The organism is Flammeovirga sp. EKP202 (assembly GCF_014534745.1).
Classification (GTDB): domain Bacteria; phylum Bacteroidota; class Bacteroidia; order Cytophagales; family Flammeovirgaceae; genus Flammeovirga.
In genome coordinates this window covers 1-19,847 of sequence record NZ_JACVVP010000035.1, presented here as the reverse complement: position 1 = coordinate 19,847, position 19,847 = coordinate 1, and the positions used below count along the sequence as shown (strand labels likewise).

The window sequence follows — 19,847 nt, the reverse complement described above, 5'->3', positions numbered from 1 at the left end:
ATTAAAGAGTTACGTTTTTGATATATAAGTTTTCTGTATATACTAATTTAAGTGTGATGGACGTATATCCCATCTTCTGTAATTCCGTACCATATCTTTGAATTTGTCGTTCGTGATCCTTTTCATAAGAACCCGTTTTATAATCCAGAATAACAGCTTCTTGCCCTCTTATCAGCAAACGGTCCGGACGGTCTACCGTCACTTGTTGCATTTCAAAGCGGGAAGGGGTTACTATTTCTGATTCATTTAAAACTTCATAACCTGATTTTTCATCAAAATAAGTTTCTAATTCTGGATGATGCACCACGTCAAATAATTTTTGGATATAGTCTCCTTTTTCGGTGGATGAGATAAAACCGTTTACCTCCAAATTTCGGACCGCATCATGCACATCGTCCTTATATTTTATCTTTTCAAAAGCCTTATGAACTAATATACCGCTTTCTTGCGCCTCAAGAATGTCTAAGAAAGACACCTCTTGTTCACCTTGTTCGTAAGTACCACTTTTAAGTTTTAATTGATCGGTATTATCGGTATGAATAATATCATTGATGGGCTTTTCTATTTCTTCTTCCTCTGCTCCTTTTCCTTCGGTGATACCTTCATAGAATTGGAATTCATTGAACAATACATCATCAATTTCATCTGTTGGAAGCTCTGTAGGGTTGTTCTTTTTGATATAATTTAAAATAGGAACAGAAACGGTGTCTTTGGTTTCATATTTCTCTCCTTTCTTATTGACTTTTGCTTCTTCTGTACAAATGATATGCATGTACTTTTCTGCTCTGGTCGTTGCTACATAGAGCATATTAATCGCATCAATATACGTATCATTACACTCTTCATGATATTCTTCTTCAAAAGGTGTTCCCTCCAATTTAGAATTAACACTGAGCTGAACTGCATTGAGCTCCGGAATAATATCATTGTTTTCCCAATCAAACCATTTACTTTCCCCTTTCTTCGGAATCGTTGACCAATCTGCGAATGGTAAAATCACCACTGGAAATTCCAAACCTTTTGATTTATGAATGGATAAAATTCTAACCGCATTGGTGTTTTCTGGTGTAGAAATCGAAAGCATGGATTTTTTCATTTCCCATTTCTGCAAAAATTCCTGAGCACTATTGCCATTCTTTTCGGAATGCTCCAAAATAAAATCCAGGAACTTCACTTGATAGGATTGCTCTGTTACTCTTTGATTCAATTGGAATGTTCTGATCAATAACTCTATTAAATCATAAAGTGATTTTCGACGTAAATTTGAAATGGAAATATGTACTCCAAATTCACTTTCAAGGAACAACTCAAACTGTTTATGACTTTCACACTGCTCCACTTTGTCTCCTAATCGGATATATTCATCTCCTTTTACCGTTTGAGGTTCTGCATTGACGGTCTTCCATCTTTCATTTTTGACATCTTGAAAATGCCCCATTAAAAAGCGGGCAATATTCATAAACAGAATTTTATCTGCTCGTGTTACCAAAAGGCGGATCATTTGCACCAAAAACTGAACACTTGGTGCACTGTTCACCAATAAAGATTCACTTGAAATCACCTCCAAACCTTCTTTCACCAATTTTTCAGCGATCTGAGAGCCGTCTTTATTAAATCGCACTAAAATGGCAATGTCTTTTAATTGAAATTTATTCTCAGACACCAACGTCGTGATGGTATTGACAATTTTCTCCAAATTAGGCTCTAAAACGGTATCTTTCGCACCTACTTTTTGGCAAACAGAGACCCTTACCTGACCTCCTTTATTTTTATTGCTTTTTTGGTAAACATCTTGATAAAACTTAGACAATAATTCATTCTTGTAAGCTTCATCGATATGCTTGTACAAAGAGTTATTGAAGTCGATCACATTCTCGTAACTTCTCCAATTGGTATCCAAGTTCTGAGGGTCAGCACTTGCAGAAAGCGTATACTCTTCCTCTTCCAAAGCGGTCCCTTTAGCTGTAGGCAGTGACGGTAATGCCACCAACATTTCCGGCTTTCCACCCCTCCATCTATAAATGGACTGTTTCGCATCTCCTACTACCAAACATTCTCCCTGATACATCGACAATGCATGAGCTACCAATGGAATCAAGTTATGCCACTGCGTCTTGGAAGTATCTTGAAATTCATCAATCAAAATATGTCTGTAACGCTCACCCAAACGCTCATATAGATAAGGCACTGGCGAGCTTTCTACAATCTTATTGATATTCTCTCCAATCTCAGAAATGTGCACTACACCTTGCTCTTCTTTCAGTGCTCCCATTTCTTCTTTAAGCACTTCAGCTGTAATGATTAAATAGATTTTATCGTACACATTTTTAATCAACGTTGCCTTTTGTACTAACGCCAACAGGTCTTGTATTCTATTTTGATAAATAGGCAAAGCAAGATCAAACTGAGCAGGACTTTTCTTGTAATTGGCCTTCGTTGTCAACACGCTCCCATCTGTTCCATCAAAAACTTTCTGAGCAGTGGTATTGGGCGTCACATCATTATCACCAATTTTACCTTCAAACTTTCCTGCGTAACTCGCTACAAACCTAGCTAGACTTTCCAAAGGCACTCCCACGGCAGACATTTCTTCTTTGAAATCTTCTAGTTTTATATCTTTTTCCTGCTGAAGATCTTCATAAATTACCTTTCGAAGTTTCTTGGCCAATTGAGTATAATCCTCAATACTCATTTTATTGTTGGTAGTCGGATTGACTCCTAGTTTCTCAATAATCTTCCGTTGGTCCTCATCAAACAATACTCTACCAAACTGTTTGATTTGAGGCAAAATATTCCAACTTGTCCCCTCTTCCGCTTTCTTGATCGAAAATACTTCTAAAGCTTCCGTCAGTTTCTCATGTTCTTGCTGACCTAGTTTATCCATCAAAATATATGTGGCATCTTCGATCAATTCATCACCATTCAAAACCAATTCATAATTGAATGGAAAATTAAGATCTCTCTTAAAGGCTTGGGCAATTTTCTGACTAAACGCATCAATTGTACTTACCGAAAAGTTAGAATAACCATGAAGAATCCTTTGATGAACAATCTTCGAACGGCTATAGATCCTGTTCAGCACTATGTTTTCATCCATTCCTTTATAATCTTTCACAATGGCATCCAACATCCCTTCCGTACTTGGGTCGGGCTTTTGAGAAAACGTTTTTAATTGCTCTAGAATCCTATCCTTCATCTCTGAAGTGGCCAAGTTAGTAAAAGTCACGGCCAAAACATGCTGATAGTAATTGGGATTGAACTCTTCATCAAAAAGTTGAATCTGAAGAACAATTTTGATGTATTCTTTTGCCAGCGTGAAAGTTTTTCCAGCTCCCGCTGAAGATCTATATATTTTGAACATTAATTCTAGGTTTTGAAAGTTATTAGAAGGCTTAGTTTACCAGTTGAGTTTTTCTTTAACAGTATCTCTATACGTTTTTCCAATTGGAATTTCCTCTTTATCAATCCAAAGTGCATGTCGCTCAAAAGCGGTCACATGATTTAGGTTGACAATGTACGAGCGATGCACTCTCATAAAATTATATTGTGCTAACTCTTTTTCAAGTTTAGTCAGTGAATGAAGAGAAATAATTCGCTGTTGGTTTTCTATAAAATAAGAGACATATTCCTTTAACCCTTCAATATACAATATGCTCGAAGGCTCTACTTTATATATTTTCTGGTCCCCTTTTATATAAAGTACCTCTTCCGCTTCCTTTTTATCCGAAGGAGTATTTTTAGCCTCTACTTTTTCAATGGCTTTATTGACTGCCTTTACAAAACGATCAAATCCAAACGGCTTAAGCAAATAATCCACTGCATCTAATTCATAAGAAGTGACAGCATATTCAGCATAAGCGGTTGTGAAGATCACGGCAGGTTGTTGAGCAATCGTTTTTAAAAAATCGACACCGTTTAATTCAGGCATTTGGATATCAAGGAAAAGGATATCTACATTGCCTTCTCTTAAATAATTCATGGCTTCCAAAGGGGATTTACAACTACCTATGACTTCTAAATGGGGGATTTTTTCAATATAGGCTGATAATAAGGTCCTTGCGAGTTGTTCATCGTCTACAATTAAACAATTATATCTCCTTTGCATTTTTTGTCAATTAATTTAATACTCCTAGTTGCGTTACAAGTTCTATATTTTCGTTGCAAATACTACTATCCTTTCCCATGAATTATTAGATTTGTAAGAATTTTTTTAACACAATCATGAACGGAGAAACAATTTTATATATAATCGTAGGTATTCTAACGGCTGAATTTATTCTCGAAAGAGTTTTAAGTTCTCTGAATATAAAAGCCATGAGTGCCACGTTGCCAGCCAAACTTTCTGGTTTATATGACAGTGATGAGTATAAGAAATCGCAGGACTATCAAGTTGAAAAAGATAAACTTGGTTTTTACAGCAGTACAGCCAGTTATTTATTGACAGTAATTCTTCTTGTTGGAGGTGGATATGCGTGGATTGACAAATTTACAAGAGATACTTTTGATTCTAACGTAACGCAGGTATTAGCCTTTTTTGCTATCATTTCATTGATTTCAGACCTTATTGGAATTCCTTTTGAATTGCACAATACTTTTAAGATTGAAGAAAAGTATGGTTTTAATAAAATGACACCCAAAACGTATATTCTTGACAAAGTAAAAGGGTATGCATTAGGTGGTCTGATCGGTGGTTTATTATTATGGGGCTTTGTTGCTTTCTATTCTAATTTCCCTGATACATATTGGATCATTGCTTGGGTAGTATTTATGTTGTTTGCTTTAGGCGCAACAATGTTTTATGCCAACTTGATCTTACCAATGTTCAATAAAATTACTCCTTTGGAAGATGGAGAATTAAGAACAGCCATTGAAAAATATGCTGAGGGTGTTGACTTCCCATTAGGTAGAATAATGGTAATGGACGGCTCTAAAAGATCGACAAAAGCGAATGCATTTTTTAGCGGTTTAGGAGGAAATAAAAACATTGTATTATACGATACATTAATTGAGAAATTATCAACTGCCGAGATCGTAGCTGTTTTGGCACACGAGGTAGGTCATTATAAGAGAAAACATACGTTACAGATGTTCTTAATTTCAGCTGTAAACATGTTTATTACATTATTCATTTTGAGTTTATTTATTAACTCAAGTGAATTAGCGGAGGCAATGGGAGCAAGTAAAATGCAAGCCATTTTCAATACGAAACGTCAAATCTTATCACCATTGAACTTAGTTGCATTCTCAATGCTTTACAGCCCTATCTCAATGATTACTGGTTTAGTAGTGAATGCATTCTCAAGAAAGAATGAGTTTGAAGCCGATGCTTATGCAAAAGACACTTCATCAAGCGAAGCTTTAATTGATGCCTTAAAGAAATTATCAGTGGATTCATTGAGTAACTTAACTCCTGATCCTAATTATGTAAAGATGCATTATTCTCACCCTCCATTATTACAAAGAATGGAAGCAATGGAAGAATAATCCCATCGTTTTTACCAATAAAAAAGCTACTCTATCAAATGATGGAGTAGCTTTTTTTGTACATGAAAAAGCCACTAACTTTCATTAATGGCTTCTGATATTATTCATCAATCAAATCTGACTTTGGAGCTTCAACCCCTTCTGGTATCAGGTCTATCAATGATTTCTGTTTCAAAATATCTAATTGAGCATCTCTCACGTCGCACATTACTTTTTTCAATGTACAACTCACTTCGTCATCGCAATCGTCGCAAGGTTCGTAGTAATTTAAGCTTACACAAGGCAAAGGAGCAATAGGCCCTTCGATCATTCGGTGAATATCACAAAGTGTCACCTCGTTTGGATCTTTAATCAAATAATATCCTCCACCTTTTCCTTTTTTACTACTCAGAACTCTCCCCTTTCTTAACTCCAACAATATACTTTCCAAGAATTTCTGAGAGATATGTTCTGTCTCAGCAATTTCGCTGATCAAAACAGGCCCCTCACCATATTTTGAAGCCAAAAAGCGTAACGCTTTGAGTGCATATTTTGTCTTTTTGGATAACATACTAATCCTATAGTTTATACCGGTTATATATAGTTTATTGCAATTTACATAAGTTCTTGTACATATCTATTTAAGTTAACAGATAAATACAAGATTTTAAGTATGGTGTGCAATATTTCTTTTATTTATGTTGAATTGAATCAGAAAAAATAGCTATCATTGAGATCAATTAGGTCACATTTTTTAAAAGCTCATTTTTTATGGATCAAGTTCAAGAATTTTTCGCCGTATTATCGGAAGAACAAAAATATACACTACTAATCGTAGTTATCGCTATTGCTTTAATTGTATGGAGAATTGCTAAAACAGCTATCAAATTAATTGCCATTGCTGCAATTTGTATCATTGGCTACTTAGCCTACAATCAATTTGAACCATCTGGATTAGAGAAAGCAGGCAAAAAAGCAAAATTCAAAATTGAAAATGCGGTAAAAAATTAATTCCGTATTTAAACTAAAATGAATTACACATTATTAATATAATATTATTAGTCACGTAAATAATACAATTAATATTTGTTTTTTAATGGATCTATTTGTTAATTAGACGATATTTTGATGGGTTAAATGACCTATCACTCTCTTTAACAATTGAAAAAGGGTTAATAACATGTCCTCTATGTTATTAACCCTTTCGTTTTATAGTGCATTTTTTCTATCACTACAGAATGCCGTTCAGTAGAACTGACTCTTCTATAACTTAGTCGACCAAATACAATTTCGGGTTGACCAAAGGAATCATTGCCAACACCATTGCTTGTACATAATATTCTGTTCTGCCTAAAGCTCCAAAAGTAAGGGACCCTACTGCTCCTCCTTTTTGTTTAGAACCTACCTCATTAAATACCTGATCATTGGCATGGCCTAGTTCCACTCCTTCTTCTACTAACTTCTGTACTTTAGGCGGGAGATAAAACATACCTGTCTGTCCTTTCCCCATATTCCCATCTTTATCCAATACACACATCCATGCAAAAGCGATCATCTTACCGGCTTCATCTTTATCGATACCACCTTCCATGCCTACCCAATAATCCGCATTCGGTTCCATTTTTTTAGCATTATTAGCTCGATTCAAAGCCCCTTCCCATGTCTCTTGACTTGTCATCGGCTGATCAGACACCCCAGACGGCACATCACACCCTATGACATCAAATTGAACATTTGGTAAAATTTTCTGCATTCCTGATAACGCAGCATTAATTTTAACAGGATTTTTAGAAGCTACTACTATTTTTTTATTCATTTTTTAAACATTTCTTGTAAATTTGGCAAAGTAATTTAGATATACTAATCATTTTTGTTTACTATTGCATTACAAACGTAGTAAAGGTATAGATGACCATCAAATAACAATGTCATGTTAAAGAATCTACTGATTAAAAATTACGCCTTAATTGAACATACAGAAATAACTCCTGACAAAGGTCTGAATATTATCACCGGTGAAACTGGTGCAGGTAAATCAATCATGCTTGGAGCACTTGGATTGTTAAAGGGAGGAAGAGCCGATACAAAATCATTATTTGATCAAACTACAAAATGTGTTATTGAAGGTACTTTTGATGTTTCTTCTTATAAATTACACGATGTATTTGAAGATCTTGAATTAGATTACGAAGAGGTTTCTTTATTAAGACGAGAGATTACCCCAAGTGGGAAGTCAAGAGCTTTTATCAACGACACTCCTGTACGTTTAGAAGTAATGCGTAAGATCAGTGAGTGTTTAATGGATATTCACTCTCAACATGACACATTACAGTTAGGATCTAATATCTACCAACTTAACTTGGTGGATTCCTACGGTAAATTAGATGGAAAAGTTGAACACGTTTTTGTGGCTTACAAAGAATACCGCAAAACAGCTCAAGCTTACCAACATCTATTGGAAGAATATCAGCAAGTAAAAGAAGAGTTTGAATTTAATCAATTCCAATTGAATGAATTGGATGAAGCAAACTTAGATGACATTGATCAAGAAGAACTCGAAAAAGAACTAGAGCGTTTAGAGAACGCTGAGAATATAAAAATTGCCTTAAACACAGTGTTAGAGTCATTAAGTAGATCTGATTTTTCTGCTGATGCAAGTATTTATACTTCCATTACAGAAATGTCTAACCTGTCTTCTTTCTCTGATAAACTCTCTAACTTAAGAGATCGTTTAGACAGTTGTCATATCGAACTTAGAGATATTATCAGTGAGATTGAAGGAGAAGAAACAGATTTACTTTTCGATCAAGAACGCATTTTCCAAATCAAAGAGATTCTAGATCAAGTATATGGTTTACAGCAAAAACATAGAGTCAATGATCTAAAAGAATTGATTGAAAAACGAGAAGACATTCGTGTTAAAGTAGATAAAGTTGAAAGCTTTGATGAAGCACTTCTTGAAGCTGAGACTGAAAAGAAAGTGGCTTATGAAACTTTAATGGAAATTTCTGAAACACTTTCTGAAGCTCGTAAAAAAGTGATTGTGCCATTAACTGAAGAGCTCAATAGTGCATTGAATGATCTTGGAATGCCAAATGGTCGAATTCTTATTGATCAAAAAACAACTGAAGTTTCAGCATCAGGTATAGATGAAGTTGAAATCTTATTTACAGCCAACAAAGGAAGAACTCCACTTCCATTGAGAGATGCTGCTTCAGGTGGTGAATTTTCTCGATTAATGCTTGCCATTAAATACATATTAGCGAGCAAAACATCATTACCTACTATTTTCTTTGACGAAATTGACACAGGTATCTCAGGAGAGATTGCGATCAAAGTGGGTAAAATAATGGAAGAAATGAGCGACAATCATCAAGTATTTACAATCAGTCACTTACCACAAATTGCAGCATTAGGGCAACAACATTATTATGTTTACAAAGATCACTCTGGTGAATCTACAGTCAGTAAGATCAGGACACTTACAGAAAAGGAAAGAGTCTTGGAAATAGCACAAATGATTGGTGGCTCACAACCTTCAGAAGGAGCAATGATAAGCGCAAGAGATTTAATCTACTCTAGATAAAAAATAAACAGAGAAAGTTCTAGAAATTAGATGCAACCTACAAATTCTGTTTCGCCACTTCTAGGACTTTCTACTTTAAAGCTCAGCATTCTATTCAATAGATCTACTTTGCCTTCCAAACATTCTTCTTGATCATTACAGCAAACTTCAAACATATCTGAACCTACCTCTTTCATAGCTAAAGGCATCGTTTCTCCACTTTCACAACCGTCCATAATAATTTCTAAGCGAAGGTTGTTGCTATTGTCCACTGTTATTGATGTTTGTGCATCGATTTCGTATTTAAAATCGTCCACAACTTTGAATAGCTTACCTGAATATAATCCAGCTAATTTATCAAGGATATTTTCGTTTAAGTCTAACATGAGAATATTTATAATAATAGTACTACAGGTACAGAAAGCTGAAGATCAGTAGCGGAACCTGTGATGTGAGTTTGTATTTTGTTTGGTATAGTGAAGTTTAAGTACTTCCTATTCCCAAATTACGAACATATTTATATGAATTTCAAGGATAAGCACTATTAATTCTATAAATTGTCACAATACTCAAATATTATATTTTGTAATTCCACTGATTTTCACAATAGTTTTACGACAAAACGAAAATCTTGTGAAAAAATGATGAAAAGAAAATTGCAATAAAACATTTATACTATGTATGTTTGCAGCAAATTTATACATTATACAAATATTAAGTACATCATTTAAAGAGTTATGAACGCAATTAAAAGCACCAATTTTTCTTTCGAAAATGCCACAGGTGTTTACCACGGCAAAGTCAGAGATGTGTATTTCTTTGAAAATAAGATTGCTATCGTTGCCACCGACCGAATTTCAGCATTTGATGTTGTACTTGATCGAGCGATTCCTTACAAAGGGCAAGTTTTAAATCAAATCGCAGAAAAGTTTCTGAAGTTAACTTCAGATGTTGTTCCAAACTGGCTAGAATCAGCACCAAGTCCTAATGTTCACATCGGTAAAAAGTGTGATGCTTTTGAAGTGGAGATGGTTATTAGAGGCTATTTAGCAGGTCACGCTTGGAGAGAGTACAAAGCAGGAAAAAGAATGCTTTGTGGTGTAGCTCTTCCTGAAGGGTTAAAGGAAAATGACAAACTTCCTACTCCTATTATCACTCCTTCTACTAAAGCAAAAGAAGGTCATGATGAGGACATTTCTCGTGAGGAAATCTTAGCACAAGGAATTGTTTCAGAAGAAGATTACACAAGGTTAGAAGAATATACTTATGCTTTATTCCAAAAAGGAACTGAGTTTGCCGACGAGCAAGGCCTAATTTTGGTAGATACAAAGTATGAGTTTGGAAAATATGATGGTGAGATTTACTTGATTGACGAAGTACATACTCCAGATTCATCAAGGTATTTTTACAAAGAAGGTTATGCTGAGCGTCAAGATGCAAACGAACCTCAAAAACAATTATCGAAGGAATTCGTGAGACAGTGGTTGATCGAAAATAATTTCCAAGGAAAAGATGGACAAGTTCAGCCGAATATGAGCGACGAGTTTGTAAATTCTGTTTCTGATAGATATATTGAATTGTACGAGAAAATCACAGGAGAAAAGTTTGAAAAAACTTCCTATGAGAATCGTGATGAAGAAATTTTTAATTCAATAAGCACACAATTAGGATAATTTTACGATCTCTAAATAAATGTGTGTATATTGCTTTTTATTAAAATAGATATTATATAAAGAAATTATGAGATTTTCTGTAAATAAGAGCGAGAAATATACGGTATTAATCCCTGAAGAAGAAAAGTTAGATTCTCTAAAAGCACCTCAATTAAAAGCGGAAATTGTTACAATGTTCCAATCAGGTACTGAGAACCTTATCATTGATTTATCAAGCGTGAAATATGTTGATTCATCAGGATTAAGCTCTATTTTGGTTGCTAACCGCCTTGCAGGTGAAGTAAACGGTAGACTAGTTCTTGCTGGCTTGAATGAGCACGTAATGAAATTAATCAAGATTTCTAAGTTAGAGACAGTTTTAAACCTTTTACCAACAGTACAAGAGGCTATTGATTCTGTATTTTTACATGAAATCGAAAAAGATATTGAAGGCGAAGAAGAAAATTAAGCCTTATTATTAAATAGTATTATTTTTATAAAGCTCGAATTGCAATTTTTGCAATTCGAGCTTTTTAAGCAGTTAAAGAAGCAGTATTGAAAATCTTTTCGTGTTATCAAAGAGTTAAAGCTATGATCACAACAATAAAATTCCAATTCTCAGTGGACTACAGAAAAAGGTTTGAACGATTACAATACAATTGTTTAACGGCTTAATAATTTATTACTAACAAACTTATCCCTTGTCGTTCGAAATCACAATTTTAGGGTCTAGTGCTGCTGTACCTGTGAAAGGCAGGCACATGACATCTCAACATGTACGTATAGGTAACCATCAGTTTTTGATTGATTGTGGAGAAGCTACACAACATCAATTAATTGAGATGGGAATTAGCTTACATAAAATTGAGCATATTTTTATCAGTCATCTTCATGGCGATCACTTCTTTGGTTTACCAGGATTACTTTCTACGATGAATATCCAACGTAGAACAGCTCCTTTGTATATTCATGGACCAAGAGGTTTAGACGAGGTTTTATTGGCTAGTTTTAAGCATTCAAATACCGAGCTTAATTACAAAATTTGTCTGTATGACAATCCTACTATGTTTTCAGATGTGATTTTTGAGAACGATCATATTACTGTCGAAACCATCCCGTTAATCCACCGAGTACCATGTACAGGTTTCTTATTTAGGGAAAAGAAGAAACAGTATAGAATCATTCCAGAAAAATTACCATCAGGTCTTCCTTTTGATGCCTTTAGAGCATTGAAACGTGGAGAAAACATAGAATTCCAAGGAGAAACAATCCAATATCAAGATGTCACTCTCCCTCCTCGTCAATCAAGGTCGTATGCATTTTGTTCTGACACTAAGTTTAGTCGCAGTGTTATCTCAAAAGTTTATGGTGTTGATCTATTGTATCATGAATCCACTTTCATGCACAGACATTTAGAAAGAGCTAACACTACATTTCATACCACGGCTTTACAGGCTGGTCAAATTGCTAGAGAAGCAAAAGTCGGCAAGCTATTAATCGGACACTTTTCAGCCCGATATGGCGACCTCAAAGTGCTTCTTGATGAGTCTAGAACTGAATTTGATAATACTGAATTGGCCAAAGAAGGCAAAAAATTCACAATTATCGAAACAGACTAATCCACTCTTTCATATCTCTCTTTTTAATGAAATTTATATTTCAAACTCACTCTATTCATTGAGTTTTATATTATATTTGATAGTGTCAAATAAAATATAAAAGATATGCCATTCGGATTTTTCAAAAAGAAAAAGAAAGAGGAGTCACATTACGACCCTACCAATATTGGAATTACTGATTTACGTAAAGGATATGTACTCGATTTTGATCTTCAAACTTGGGAAGTTACTGAAGAGTTTGAGTACGACTGGGGAGACAATGATTTCTCTTATGAATTCAAACTTGAAAGTGCTACTGATAGCGTATTCTTAAGTATCGGTGAAGATGATTTTATCACAGGTACTGTTTCCAAGAAAATCATGTGGGGTAAACTTCCTGAAGAAGTAGAAGAAGGAATTCTACAAAAAGGCAAACCACCTAAGCAAATCACATTTGAAGGCATTACATACTACAGAGATTCAAAAAGTGTAGGCTATTGGAGAAATACTCAAACAATGAGTGGTGATGACAGTTTGGAATATATGTGTTGGGAATATTATGACGACACGGAGAAAAATATAATCACATTAGAGCGTTTTGGAGATGAGGATTTTGAAGCATCAAAAGGTATAGTTTATTCACCTGATGCGTTCACTAATATCTTACCGACTAGTTAAGCTCAAGTAATATCTTTTTAAGCACAGATTACGTTACATTATTTATATACATTTACAATCATAACGTGCAAACATCTAAAAACATGAGAAGAATATTCGTATTTCTATCTTTTCTTTTTTTGATTTCTTGTTCTTCTCAAGAAACCTTCAGAAAAACACCTGTCGATCAATTCATCGTTGACATGAGTGATGTAAAAGACTTCACTATCTTACTTCACGACATGGATGCAGAAGAACATATGTTTACTGCCAATGAATATCGTCACCAATATCAAATCATTACGATGGGAGCAGATAGTATCCCTCAGACTAAAACTACTGAGTGGTATCCTGTTTCTGAAGCATTTTTCAATTTACATTCAGGAGATATTGGAATGGAAATCGCTTCGAAAATCGATGGTAAAGTTTCAAAGCAAGTTTCACCTCCAGGTTACTCTGGGTATGTAGGTAACTCTCAATATGGTCAATGGAAAACAAACCCAAGTACAGGCACAAGCTTTTGGGAGTTTTACGGAAGATATGCCATGTTAAGAAGCATTTTTGGAATGGGTTACTACGGCCCAATTTACAGATCTAGTTACTACGATTACAGAAGACATTACAGCTCAGGCAGAAACTACTACGGAGGTAGCTCAGGTTCACCAAGATACGGTACTTACTCCTCTGGTGTATCTAAATCTAACCCTAGTTTTGCTAGAAGAATGAGTACAAGTAGTAGCTTTAAAAGCACTGTTAACAATAGTGTAAGCCGTTCCCCTGCCCGTTCTGCAGCAGGTTCTAGATCTTCGGGTTACAAAAGTACATCTTCTAGATACGGTAGCGGAGCTTCATCAAGATCAAGATCTTCTTCTTCAGGAGGAAAATAAAAATATTAAATTACCATTTTTCAATGCCCTCAGTATTTCATACTACTGAGGGTTTTTGTTTCAAACAAACAATGAAAACTTCATTTTTATCTAAATCAAACACTTTAAAATTAGCTTTATTTGCTACAGGTTTATCAGGAATTGTAGCAGAGTATGTCTTATCAACGCTAGCCACTTACTTTTTAGGAAACTCCGTTTTACAATGGACTTTAACCCTATCCTTCATGCTTTTCGCAATGGGATTAGGAAGTAGATACAGTAAATATTTAGACAAGAATTTGATTGAAAAATTTATTTTAGTTGAATTCATCCTTTCCTTTTTAGTTTCCTTTAGTTCCATCATAGCCTATGGCATTTCGGCCTACGTGAGTTTTAATCAAGAACTCTATGTTTTTCCCTTACCAATTGATGGTGTTTTAATTTACTTCACCAGTATTTGTATTGGCTTTTTAATTGGTTTAGAAATTCCATTGGCAACACGCCTAAACGATTCTTTTGAAACTCTGAAAGTCAATATTTCCTCAGTCATGGAAAAAGACTATTTCGGCAGTTTATTTGGAGGGTTATTCTTCGCCTTTGTAGGACTTCCATTCTTAGGATTAACGTATACTCCTTTTGTCCTTGGCTTTGTGAACCTTAGTGTAGCCATATTATTATTATGGAGATTAGATGATATTATAGCACCGAATTGGGTCAAAAAATTAAAGATTGGCAGTATTTCATTATTCATTGTTATAGGTATAGGAATGTTCAGTGCGAAGGAAGTTATTAATTTTGGAGAACAGCATCTCTATAAAGATAAGGTTGTATTTCAAGAGCAAACTTCTTATCAACGTTTGGTTGTTACCAAATGGAAAAATGACTATTGGTTATATATCAACGGGCACTTACAGTTAAGTACTTTTGACGAATGGCTTTACCATGAACCTATGGCTATTCCAGCTTTATCTTTGAATGGGCGTCCACAAAAAGTATTGATCCTTGGTGGTGGGGATGGATGTTTAGCTAGAGAAGCACTAAAGTATCCTTCTATCGAAAAAGTGACCTTAGTGGATCTCGACCCAGGCATGACAAGGTTAGGTCAAGAACACCCGATTTTTGTTGAACTCAATGGAAATGCACTCAACAACTCAAAAGTGGAGGTTATCAACAGTGATGCTTTTACTTATCTAGAGAAAACAGAAGAGTTTTTTGATGTGATATTAATGGATTTCCCAGATCCCAAATCTATTGAATTAGGGAGATTACAATCCATGGAAACATTTAGAATGTGTTGGCATCATTTGAGACCCAATGGCGTAATTGTAACACAAGCGGGAAGTCCCTATTATGCTACAAAAGCTTTTTATTGTATAGAAAAAACAATGCAAGAAGCTGGCTTCAATACTATTCCTATGAGAAATCAGGTATTAACACTAGGTGAATGGGGATGGGTAATGGGCACAAAAACGTTAAGCCCTGCTGAAATGAAGCAAAAAATAAGAGGTCTTGATATTGAAGAAATCCCAACGCGTTGGTTGAATAACGAAGCACTCAATAGTATAACTTCTTTTGGAAAAGGACTTGTTGAATTTGACAGTAGTCAGGTTGAGGTCAATACAGTTCATAATCCAGTTCTTCCTACGTATTATGGAAAAGGAAACTGGGATTTATTCTAATCATAAAACGACCCCATTCTCTATCAAAAAGAGGAATGGGGTTATTTTTTATAAAAGACCTTTCAATCGTTGATACTCTTCCGGTGTATTAGCATTGGTCATTTCTTCTTTATAAGTCGGTATGACTAATTCTATATCATTATTTACTAATGTTTTTAATGGAGAGGAATATCCCCAACTCAAAAATTCTAATAATTTACCATAGGCTTTCGGTTCCCAAATACAAATTAAAGGTTCTGGAAACTTCATGGCTGGACTCTTAAAAGTAGTCGCCAACTTCTGAGGATTCCTCGATTGTACTAATTGATTGATCGAATTAGCACTCAGCAATGGCAAATCACATGCGACCACCAACCAAGCCGAATTAGGATCACTTTGGAAAGCAGATAAGATTCCACCTAAAGGCCCTAATCCTAAAAACTTATCCTCTAGCTGTTCAACCTCTGTATATTTGTCTTCTTTATTTGCGACAGATACAAAAACCTCATCACAATATTGAGATAATAGATCATACGAATACTTCCACTGAGGTTTTCCGTGGTAATCTAACATGGCTTTATCTTCACCCATCCTAGTACTTTTACCACCCACCAACACCAAACCTTTTAATTGAGGTTGAATTTCAACATGAGATAAAATGGATGAAGCAATACCTTCCAAATCTGACACTGTAAAAGTAGGTAAATCAGCCAACTCAGGTTTTACAGTTAACAACTCAGTGGGAATAGCCTTGCTCCCTTCTGTAAATACAACTCCAATCGGATTTTTTATATCTTCAATTTGATCGATTAAAGAAGTTCGACTGTCAATAAACAACAATTGCTGCTGACCAGTAAAATAATTTCCATTGACAAACGTAACAGCACAATCTCTAAAGTAAGTTTTCAATTCAAATGCAGAAGTTGATACAGAAACATCAAACTTTTTGAGTCCTGAATGATCATTATTACCAAAGATTTCCCCTCTAATAAAGGAGGCTTGTTCTTTATCTACCCTTTGATCTAAAAGTGCAATTTTTAGGGAAGGCAACTCTCTGAAAACATTAACTACAAACTCACGAATAGCATTGTTATCTACTCCCATTATGGCTATTTCATTGATACCATAATTCCCTATTTCTCTCTGTGCTATTTTGGCTTTTTTCTGACGCTTCATCTATCTATTAAAATCCGATTTACCGCCAGTTTTATGCATCAACTTTGTCTCTTTGATGACAATATCATGTGAAAGTGCCTTACACATGTCATAAATCGTTAAAGCTGCAACGCTTGCACCCGTTAATGCTTCCATTTCAACTCCAGTTTTTGAAGTAACAGAGGCTGTACTTTTGATAGTAATTTCTGTTTCAGAAGACCAATCAATTTCTATGTTACACTTATCTAAAGGGAGTGGGTGACAAAGTGGAATTAAATCCGATGTCTTTTTAGTACCCATGATACCTGCAATCATCGCAGTTTGAAAAATCGATCCTTTTTTAGTCGAATTATCTTGACCTTGAATCTGAAGTGCCACTTCTTTTGGAAAGCTTATAACAGTTTGAGCAATCGCTATTCTTTTCGTTACACTTTTACCTCCCACATCTACCATAGAAGGATTTCCTTCTTCATCAAGATGGGTCAAGGTATTGTTTTTTTCTTCTTCTTTTTTCATTCTTAAGCTTTCTATAAGTAATTTCGAAGTCCAATTTCTAAAGAAACAAACTACTATGCAAAATCAATTGATAGAACTATTAGAAGTTGACCAAATAATTAGTCAGGTCGCTTTAAAAACAGAGGTAATAACGGTTTCACTTTCAGAAGCAATAGGCAAAGTATTGGCAGAGACTATTCATGCAGATCGTGATTTCCCTCCATTTAACCGAGTGGCCATGGATGGAATTGCCATTAATTATAATGCAATTGAAAAAGGAAAGCATCAGTTTAAAATTGAAGGCATTCAGGCTGCAGGAAGTCCACAAATGACGCTTCAAGATACTGAAAATTGTCTGGAAGTGATGACTGGCGCCATGTTACCTGAAAATGCAGATGTAGTTATTCCTTATGAGTGGACACGAAAAGAAGGTGACGCAATGATTGTTGAAGACTTCAACAATATTCAATCTTTTGGCAATATCCATAAGCAAGGAAATGACCAAGAAAAAGGTGATCTTCTGCTTGAAAGTGGCACACCTATTACATCAGCTGAAATTGGATTATTAGCTACGGTTGGTAAATACGAAGTAAAAGTATATGCAAAACCAAAAGTGGCCATTATCGCCACTGGTGATGAGTTAGTAAATATTGAAGACACACCTGCTCCTCATCAGATCAGAATGTCAAATTGCTTTACAATTCAAAGCAGGTTACAAGAAGAAGGATTAGATTCTAAAATCTTCCACCTTAAAGATGATTATGAGCGTTTAAAACAAGCGATACAGTCACTTTTCGAAGAATATGATATTTTTGTATTCAGTGGTGGCGTTTCAAAAGGAAAGTTTGATTATCTTCCAAAAGTATTTGAGGAATTGGGTGTTTCCAAGAAGTTTCACGGTGTTAAACAAAGGCCTGGAAAACCTTTTTGGTTTGGAGTAACGGCTAAAAACCAACCTATTTTTGCATTGCCAGGCAACCCTGTCTCAACTTATTTATGTACAAATAGGTATTTGATGCCTTGGTTATACAAACAAGAATGTATTAGTGCTCCTCTAGTTCAAAAGTACGCTACATTGTCAGATGAGTTCACTTTCAAGAAGCCTCTTTCCTTCTTCTTGCAAGTTAAAGCCTATTATGATGAAGAGGGCAAACTTTGGGCACAACCTGTTAAAGGTGGAGGATCAGGTGATATGACGAGCCTTTTACAAGCCAACGCTTTCCTTGAATTACCAGGAGAAAAAAGTGATTTCTCTAAAGATGAAAAATTACCAATTTGGTTCTATAAAAAATAGATTATGAAATTAAGATTATTAGACAACAGCATCCGATTAAGATTGAATAAAGTCGATCTTGATACTCTTTATAATGAAGGTGAAGTTTGGACTGTTTCACAATTAGGAAAAACTTCTTTTGCTTATGGCGTCAAATCTGTAGAGCAAGGAGAAATGAGTGTTGACATGGAAAATAACCGCTTACAGTTCCACCTTAATGTTGAGCAAATCAACGAGTGGCACTCTACAAGTAAAGTAGGTTATTCTTCTGTTCAAAATAACGAAGATGGTTCTTCATTGAAATTATTGATTGAAAAAGACTTCAAATGTCTGACTGATCGTGATGAAGACGAAAGCAACAACTTTGAAAATCCGAACAGTACTTGCTAGACTCACCTTAATCTATCATAAATGAATAATCCACTCTTTACATTATTATAAAGAGTGGATTATTTTTTAATGACCTCCTTTTTATTCTACATTCCACTTCTCAAGCCTTCTATTACTTGATGCAATAAACTGTTTTCCATCAGGTAAAACAGCTATCACCTCATGACTTCCAAAATGTGTATAAGAATGTATCTTTTTTCCAGATTCAATATCCCATAAATCTAAATAGCCCGTACTACTTGCAATAAAACGCTCACCATCGGGCAATAATGCTATTGCTTTATGACTTCCTCTTTCTGTATAAGAAAGTAACTTTTGTCCCGTTTCAACATCCCATAAATCTAAGTAACCGGTACTTCCTGCAATAAAACGTTCACCATCAGGCAAAACTACAATAGCTTCATGATTACCGGACTTTGTATAGGTTTTCAGCTTCTCTCCTGTCTCTACATCCCACAAATCCAAATAACCGGTACTTCCTGCCACAAAACGTTTGCCATCAGGTAGTACAGCTATTGCTTTGTGACTACCCGTTTTTGTGTAGGTCTTCAGCTTCTCTCCCGTCTCAATGTCCCATAAATCCAAGTATCCCGTACTACCTGCAATAAAACGTTTACCATCAGGTAGAATAGCAATTGCCTCATGAATACCGGATTTTGTATAAGTCATCAACTTCTCTCCTGTCTCAATATCCCATAAATCTAAATAGCCAGTGCTACCTGCAATAAAACGTTTACCATCTGGAAGAATTGCTATCGCTTTATGATTTCCCCAATTCGTAAACGTTTTTACTTTCTCACCAGTCTCCACATTCCAAAGGTCCAAAAAGCCAGTGCTTCCGGCTATAAAATGCTTACCATTGGGTAAAACGGCAATTGCTTCATGATCTCCAGTTTTGGTATAAGTGAAAATAGCGTCCGAACCACGATCAAAGGCACATAATAGATAAACAAAAGAGAGTAAGACTAGTTTCTTGTACATTGTATAGCATTTAGAATTGAAGCTATTTAAAAATAGATCTTAATATTTCGTATTGCATTTAGAAATAAAAGTCTGAAAGGAGATATTTAATTAC

At 35.2% G+C, this 19,847-nt stretch carries 19 protein-coding genes; 11 read left to right on the top strand and 8 right to left on the bottom strand.

All coding sequences use genetic code 11. The features are described from left to right. Nucleotide 1 precedes the first annotated feature (1 nt). Complete coding sequence (locus IC221_RS19510) at nt 2-3,361, bottom strand: exodeoxyribonuclease V subunit beta (protein WP_188170568.1); 3,360 nt, start codon at nt 3,359-3,361, stop codon at nt 2-4. A gap of 36 nt (nt 3,362-3,397) precedes the next feature. Beyond that, on the bottom strand, nt 3,398-4,105 hold the full coding sequence (locus tag IC221_RS19505) for a LytTR family DNA-binding domain-containing protein (protein WP_062616976.1): 708 nt from the start codon (nt 4,103-4,105) through the stop codon (nt 3,398-3,400). Nucleotides 4,106-4,221: 116 nt separating this feature from the next. Between IC221_RS19505 and IC221_RS19500 the strand changes: the two genes are divergently transcribed. Further along, nucleotides 4,222-5,484, top strand: coding sequence for a M48 family metallopeptidase (locus IC221_RS19500; protein WP_044202640.1), 1,263 nt, complete (start codon nt 4,222-4,224; stop codon nt 5,482-5,484). Between the two features lie 100 nt (nt 5,485-5,584). Here IC221_RS19500 and IC221_RS19495 read toward each other — a convergent pair whose 3' ends face one another. Beyond that, complete coding sequence (locus IC221_RS19495) at nt 5,585-6,034, bottom strand: Rrf2 family transcriptional regulator (RefSeq protein WP_044202641.1); 450 nt, start codon at nt 6,032-6,034, stop codon at nt 5,585-5,587. Nucleotides 6,035-6,234: 200 nt separating this feature from the next. Between IC221_RS19495 and IC221_RS19490 the strand changes: the two genes are divergently transcribed. Beyond that, complete coding sequence (locus IC221_RS19490) at nt 6,235-6,474, top strand: hypothetical protein (RefSeq protein WP_044202644.1); 240 nt, start codon at nt 6,235-6,237, stop codon at nt 6,472-6,474. A gap of 259 nt (nt 6,475-6,733) precedes the next feature. Here the strand turns inward: IC221_RS19490 and yjjX are convergent, their stop codons facing one another. Beyond that, nucleotides 6,734-7,279 carry an inosine/xanthosine triphosphatase gene (yjjX, locus tag IC221_RS19485; RefSeq protein WP_188170567.1) on the bottom strand — a complete coding sequence of 182 codons (546 nt, stop codon included), beginning with the start codon at nt 7,277-7,279 and terminating at the stop codon, nt 6,734-6,736. 114 nt (nt 7,280-7,393) lie between these two features. Between yjjX and recN the strand changes: the two genes are divergently transcribed. After that, a complete protein-coding gene (recN, locus tag IC221_RS19480) occupies nt 7,394-9,049 on the top strand; it encodes a DNA repair protein RecN (RefSeq protein WP_188170566.1) in 1,656 nt (551 codons plus the stop codon). 26 nt (nt 9,050-9,075) lie between these two features. On the opposite strand, the gene IC221_RS19475 is transcribed toward recN, so the two are convergent. Next, nucleotides 9,076-9,414, bottom strand: a complete 339-nt coding sequence (locus IC221_RS19475; protein WP_188170565.1) for a hypothetical protein — start codon at nt 9,412-9,414, stop codon at nt 9,076-9,078. A 351-nt stretch (nt 9,415-9,765) separates the two neighbouring features. Here IC221_RS19475 and IC221_RS19470 point away from each other — a divergent pair, with 351 nt between their 5' ends. From IC221_RS19470 to IC221_RS19445, 6 genes are all read left to right on the top strand, one after another. After that, on the top strand, nt 9,766-10,701 hold the full coding sequence (locus IC221_RS19470) for a phosphoribosylaminoimidazolesuccinocarboxamide synthase (RefSeq protein ID WP_188170564.1): 936 nt from the start codon (nt 9,766-9,768) through the stop codon (nt 10,699-10,701). A 67-nt stretch (nt 10,702-10,768) separates the two neighbouring features. Next, entirely contained in the window at nt 10,769-11,149 is a 381-nt protein-coding gene (locus IC221_RS19465) for an STAS domain-containing protein (RefSeq protein WP_044202651.1), read from the top strand. Nucleotides 11,150-11,381: 232 nt separating this feature from the next. After that, nucleotides 11,382-12,299 carry a ribonuclease Z gene (locus tag IC221_RS19460; RefSeq protein WP_188170563.1) on the top strand — a complete coding sequence of 306 codons (918 nt, stop codon included), beginning with the start codon at nt 11,382-11,384 and terminating at the stop codon, nt 12,297-12,299. A 105-nt stretch (nt 12,300-12,404) separates the two neighbouring features. Then, entirely contained in the window at nt 12,405-12,956 is a 552-nt protein-coding gene (locus IC221_RS19455) for a DUF4178 domain-containing protein (protein ID WP_188170562.1), read from the top strand. 83 nt (nt 12,957-13,039) lie between these two features. Next, the gene (locus IC221_RS19450) at nt 13,040-13,822 is read left to right on the top strand and encodes a hypothetical protein (RefSeq protein ID WP_188170561.1); all 783 of its coding nucleotides are present in this window, start codon (nt 13,040-13,042) and stop codon (nt 13,820-13,822) included. A gap of 71 nt (nt 13,823-13,893) precedes the next feature. Beyond that, nucleotides 13,894-15,480, top strand: a complete 1,587-nt coding sequence (locus IC221_RS19445) for a polyamine aminopropyltransferase (protein ID WP_188170560.1) — start codon at nt 13,894-13,896, stop codon at nt 15,478-15,480. A gap of 48 nt (nt 15,481-15,528) precedes the next feature. Here the strand turns inward: IC221_RS19445 and IC221_RS19440 are convergent, their stop codons facing one another. Continuing rightward, on the bottom strand, nt 15,529-16,635 hold the full coding sequence (locus tag IC221_RS19440; RefSeq protein WP_188170559.1) for an NTP transferase domain-containing protein: 1,107 nt from the start codon (nt 16,633-16,635) through the stop codon (nt 15,529-15,531). Beyond that, on the bottom strand, nt 16,636-17,130 hold the full coding sequence (moaC, locus tag IC221_RS19435) for a cyclic pyranopterin monophosphate synthase MoaC (protein ID WP_044202659.1): 495 nt from the start codon (nt 17,128-17,130) through the stop codon (nt 16,636-16,638). 55 nt (nt 17,131-17,185) lie between these two features. Here moaC and IC221_RS19430 point away from each other — a divergent pair, with 55 nt between their 5' ends. Then, a complete protein-coding gene (locus IC221_RS19430; RefSeq protein WP_188170558.1) occupies nt 17,186-18,403 on the top strand; it encodes a molybdopterin molybdotransferase MoeA in 1,218 nt (405 codons plus the stop codon). Between the two features lie 3 nt (nt 18,404-18,406). After that, nucleotides 18,407-18,772, top strand: coding sequence for a hypothetical protein (locus IC221_RS19425; protein WP_044202661.1), 366 nt, complete (start codon nt 18,407-18,409; stop codon nt 18,770-18,772). A gap of 81 nt (nt 18,773-18,853) precedes the next feature. On the opposite strand, the gene IC221_RS19420 is transcribed toward IC221_RS19425, so the two are convergent. Next, nucleotides 18,854-19,753 (bottom strand): WD40 repeat domain-containing protein, encoded by a 900-nt coding sequence (locus tag IC221_RS19420; RefSeq protein ID WP_188170557.1) that lies wholly within the window; start codon nt 19,751-19,753, stop codon nt 18,854-18,856. Nucleotides 19,754-19,847 lie beyond the last annotated feature (94 nt).

What these genes read in the sequence shown, in the direction of transcription:
- IC221_RS19510 (WP_188170568.1), bottom strand. Translation starts at nt 3,361, where the DNA reads ATGTTCAAAATATATAGATCTTCAGCGGGAGCTGGAAAAACTTTCACG.
- IC221_RS19505 (WP_062616976.1), bottom strand. Translation starts at nt 4,105, where the DNA reads ATGCAAAGGAGATATAATTGTTTAATTGTAGACGATGAACAACTCGCA.
- IC221_RS19500 (WP_044202640.1), top strand. Translation starts at nt 4,222, where the DNA reads ATGAACGGAGAAACAATTTTATATATAATCGTAGGTATTCTAACGGCT.
- IC221_RS19495 (WP_044202641.1), bottom strand. Translation starts at nt 6,034, where the DNA reads ATGTTATCCAAAAAGACAAAATATGCACTCAAAGCGTTACGCTTTTTG.
- IC221_RS19490 (WP_044202644.1), top strand. Translation starts at nt 6,235, where the DNA reads ATGGATCAAGTTCAAGAATTTTTCGCCGTATTATCGGAAGAACAAAAA.
- yjjX (WP_188170567.1), bottom strand. Translation starts at nt 7,279, where the DNA reads ATGAATAAAAAAATAGTAGTAGCTTCTAAAAATCCTGTTAAAATTAAT.
- recN (WP_188170566.1), top strand. Translation starts at nt 7,394, where the DNA reads ATGTTAAAGAATCTACTGATTAAAAATTACGCCTTAATTGAACATACA.
- IC221_RS19475 (WP_188170565.1), bottom strand. Translation starts at nt 9,414, where the DNA reads ATGTTAGACTTAAACGAAAATATCCTTGATAAATTAGCTGGATTATAT.
- IC221_RS19470 (WP_188170564.1), top strand. Translation starts at nt 9,766, where the DNA reads ATGAACGCAATTAAAAGCACCAATTTTTCTTTCGAAAATGCCACAGGT.
- IC221_RS19465 (WP_044202651.1), top strand. Translation starts at nt 10,769, where the DNA reads ATGAGATTTTCTGTAAATAAGAGCGAGAAATATACGGTATTAATCCCT.
- IC221_RS19455 (WP_188170562.1), top strand. Translation starts at nt 12,405, where the DNA reads ATGCCATTCGGATTTTTCAAAAAGAAAAAGAAAGAGGAGTCACATTAC.
- IC221_RS19450 (WP_188170561.1), top strand. Translation starts at nt 13,040, where the DNA reads ATGAGAAGAATATTCGTATTTCTATCTTTTCTTTTTTTGATTTCTTGT.
- IC221_RS19445 (WP_188170560.1), top strand. Translation starts at nt 13,894, where the DNA reads ATGAAAACTTCATTTTTATCTAAATCAAACACTTTAAAATTAGCTTTA.
- IC221_RS19440 (WP_188170559.1), bottom strand. Translation starts at nt 16,635, where the DNA reads ATGAAGCGTCAGAAAAAAGCCAAAATAGCACAGAGAGAAATAGGGAAT.
- moaC (WP_044202659.1), bottom strand. Translation starts at nt 17,130, where the DNA reads ATGAAAAAAGAAGAAGAAAAAAACAATACCTTGACCCATCTTGATGAA.
- IC221_RS19430 (WP_188170558.1), top strand. Translation starts at nt 17,186, where the DNA reads ATGCAAAATCAATTGATAGAACTATTAGAAGTTGACCAAATAATTAGT.
- IC221_RS19425 (WP_044202661.1), top strand. Translation starts at nt 18,407, where the DNA reads ATGAAATTAAGATTATTAGACAACAGCATCCGATTAAGATTGAATAAA.
- IC221_RS19420 (WP_188170557.1), bottom strand. Translation starts at nt 19,753, where the DNA reads ATGTACAAGAAACTAGTCTTACTCTCTTTTGTTTATCTATTATGTGCC.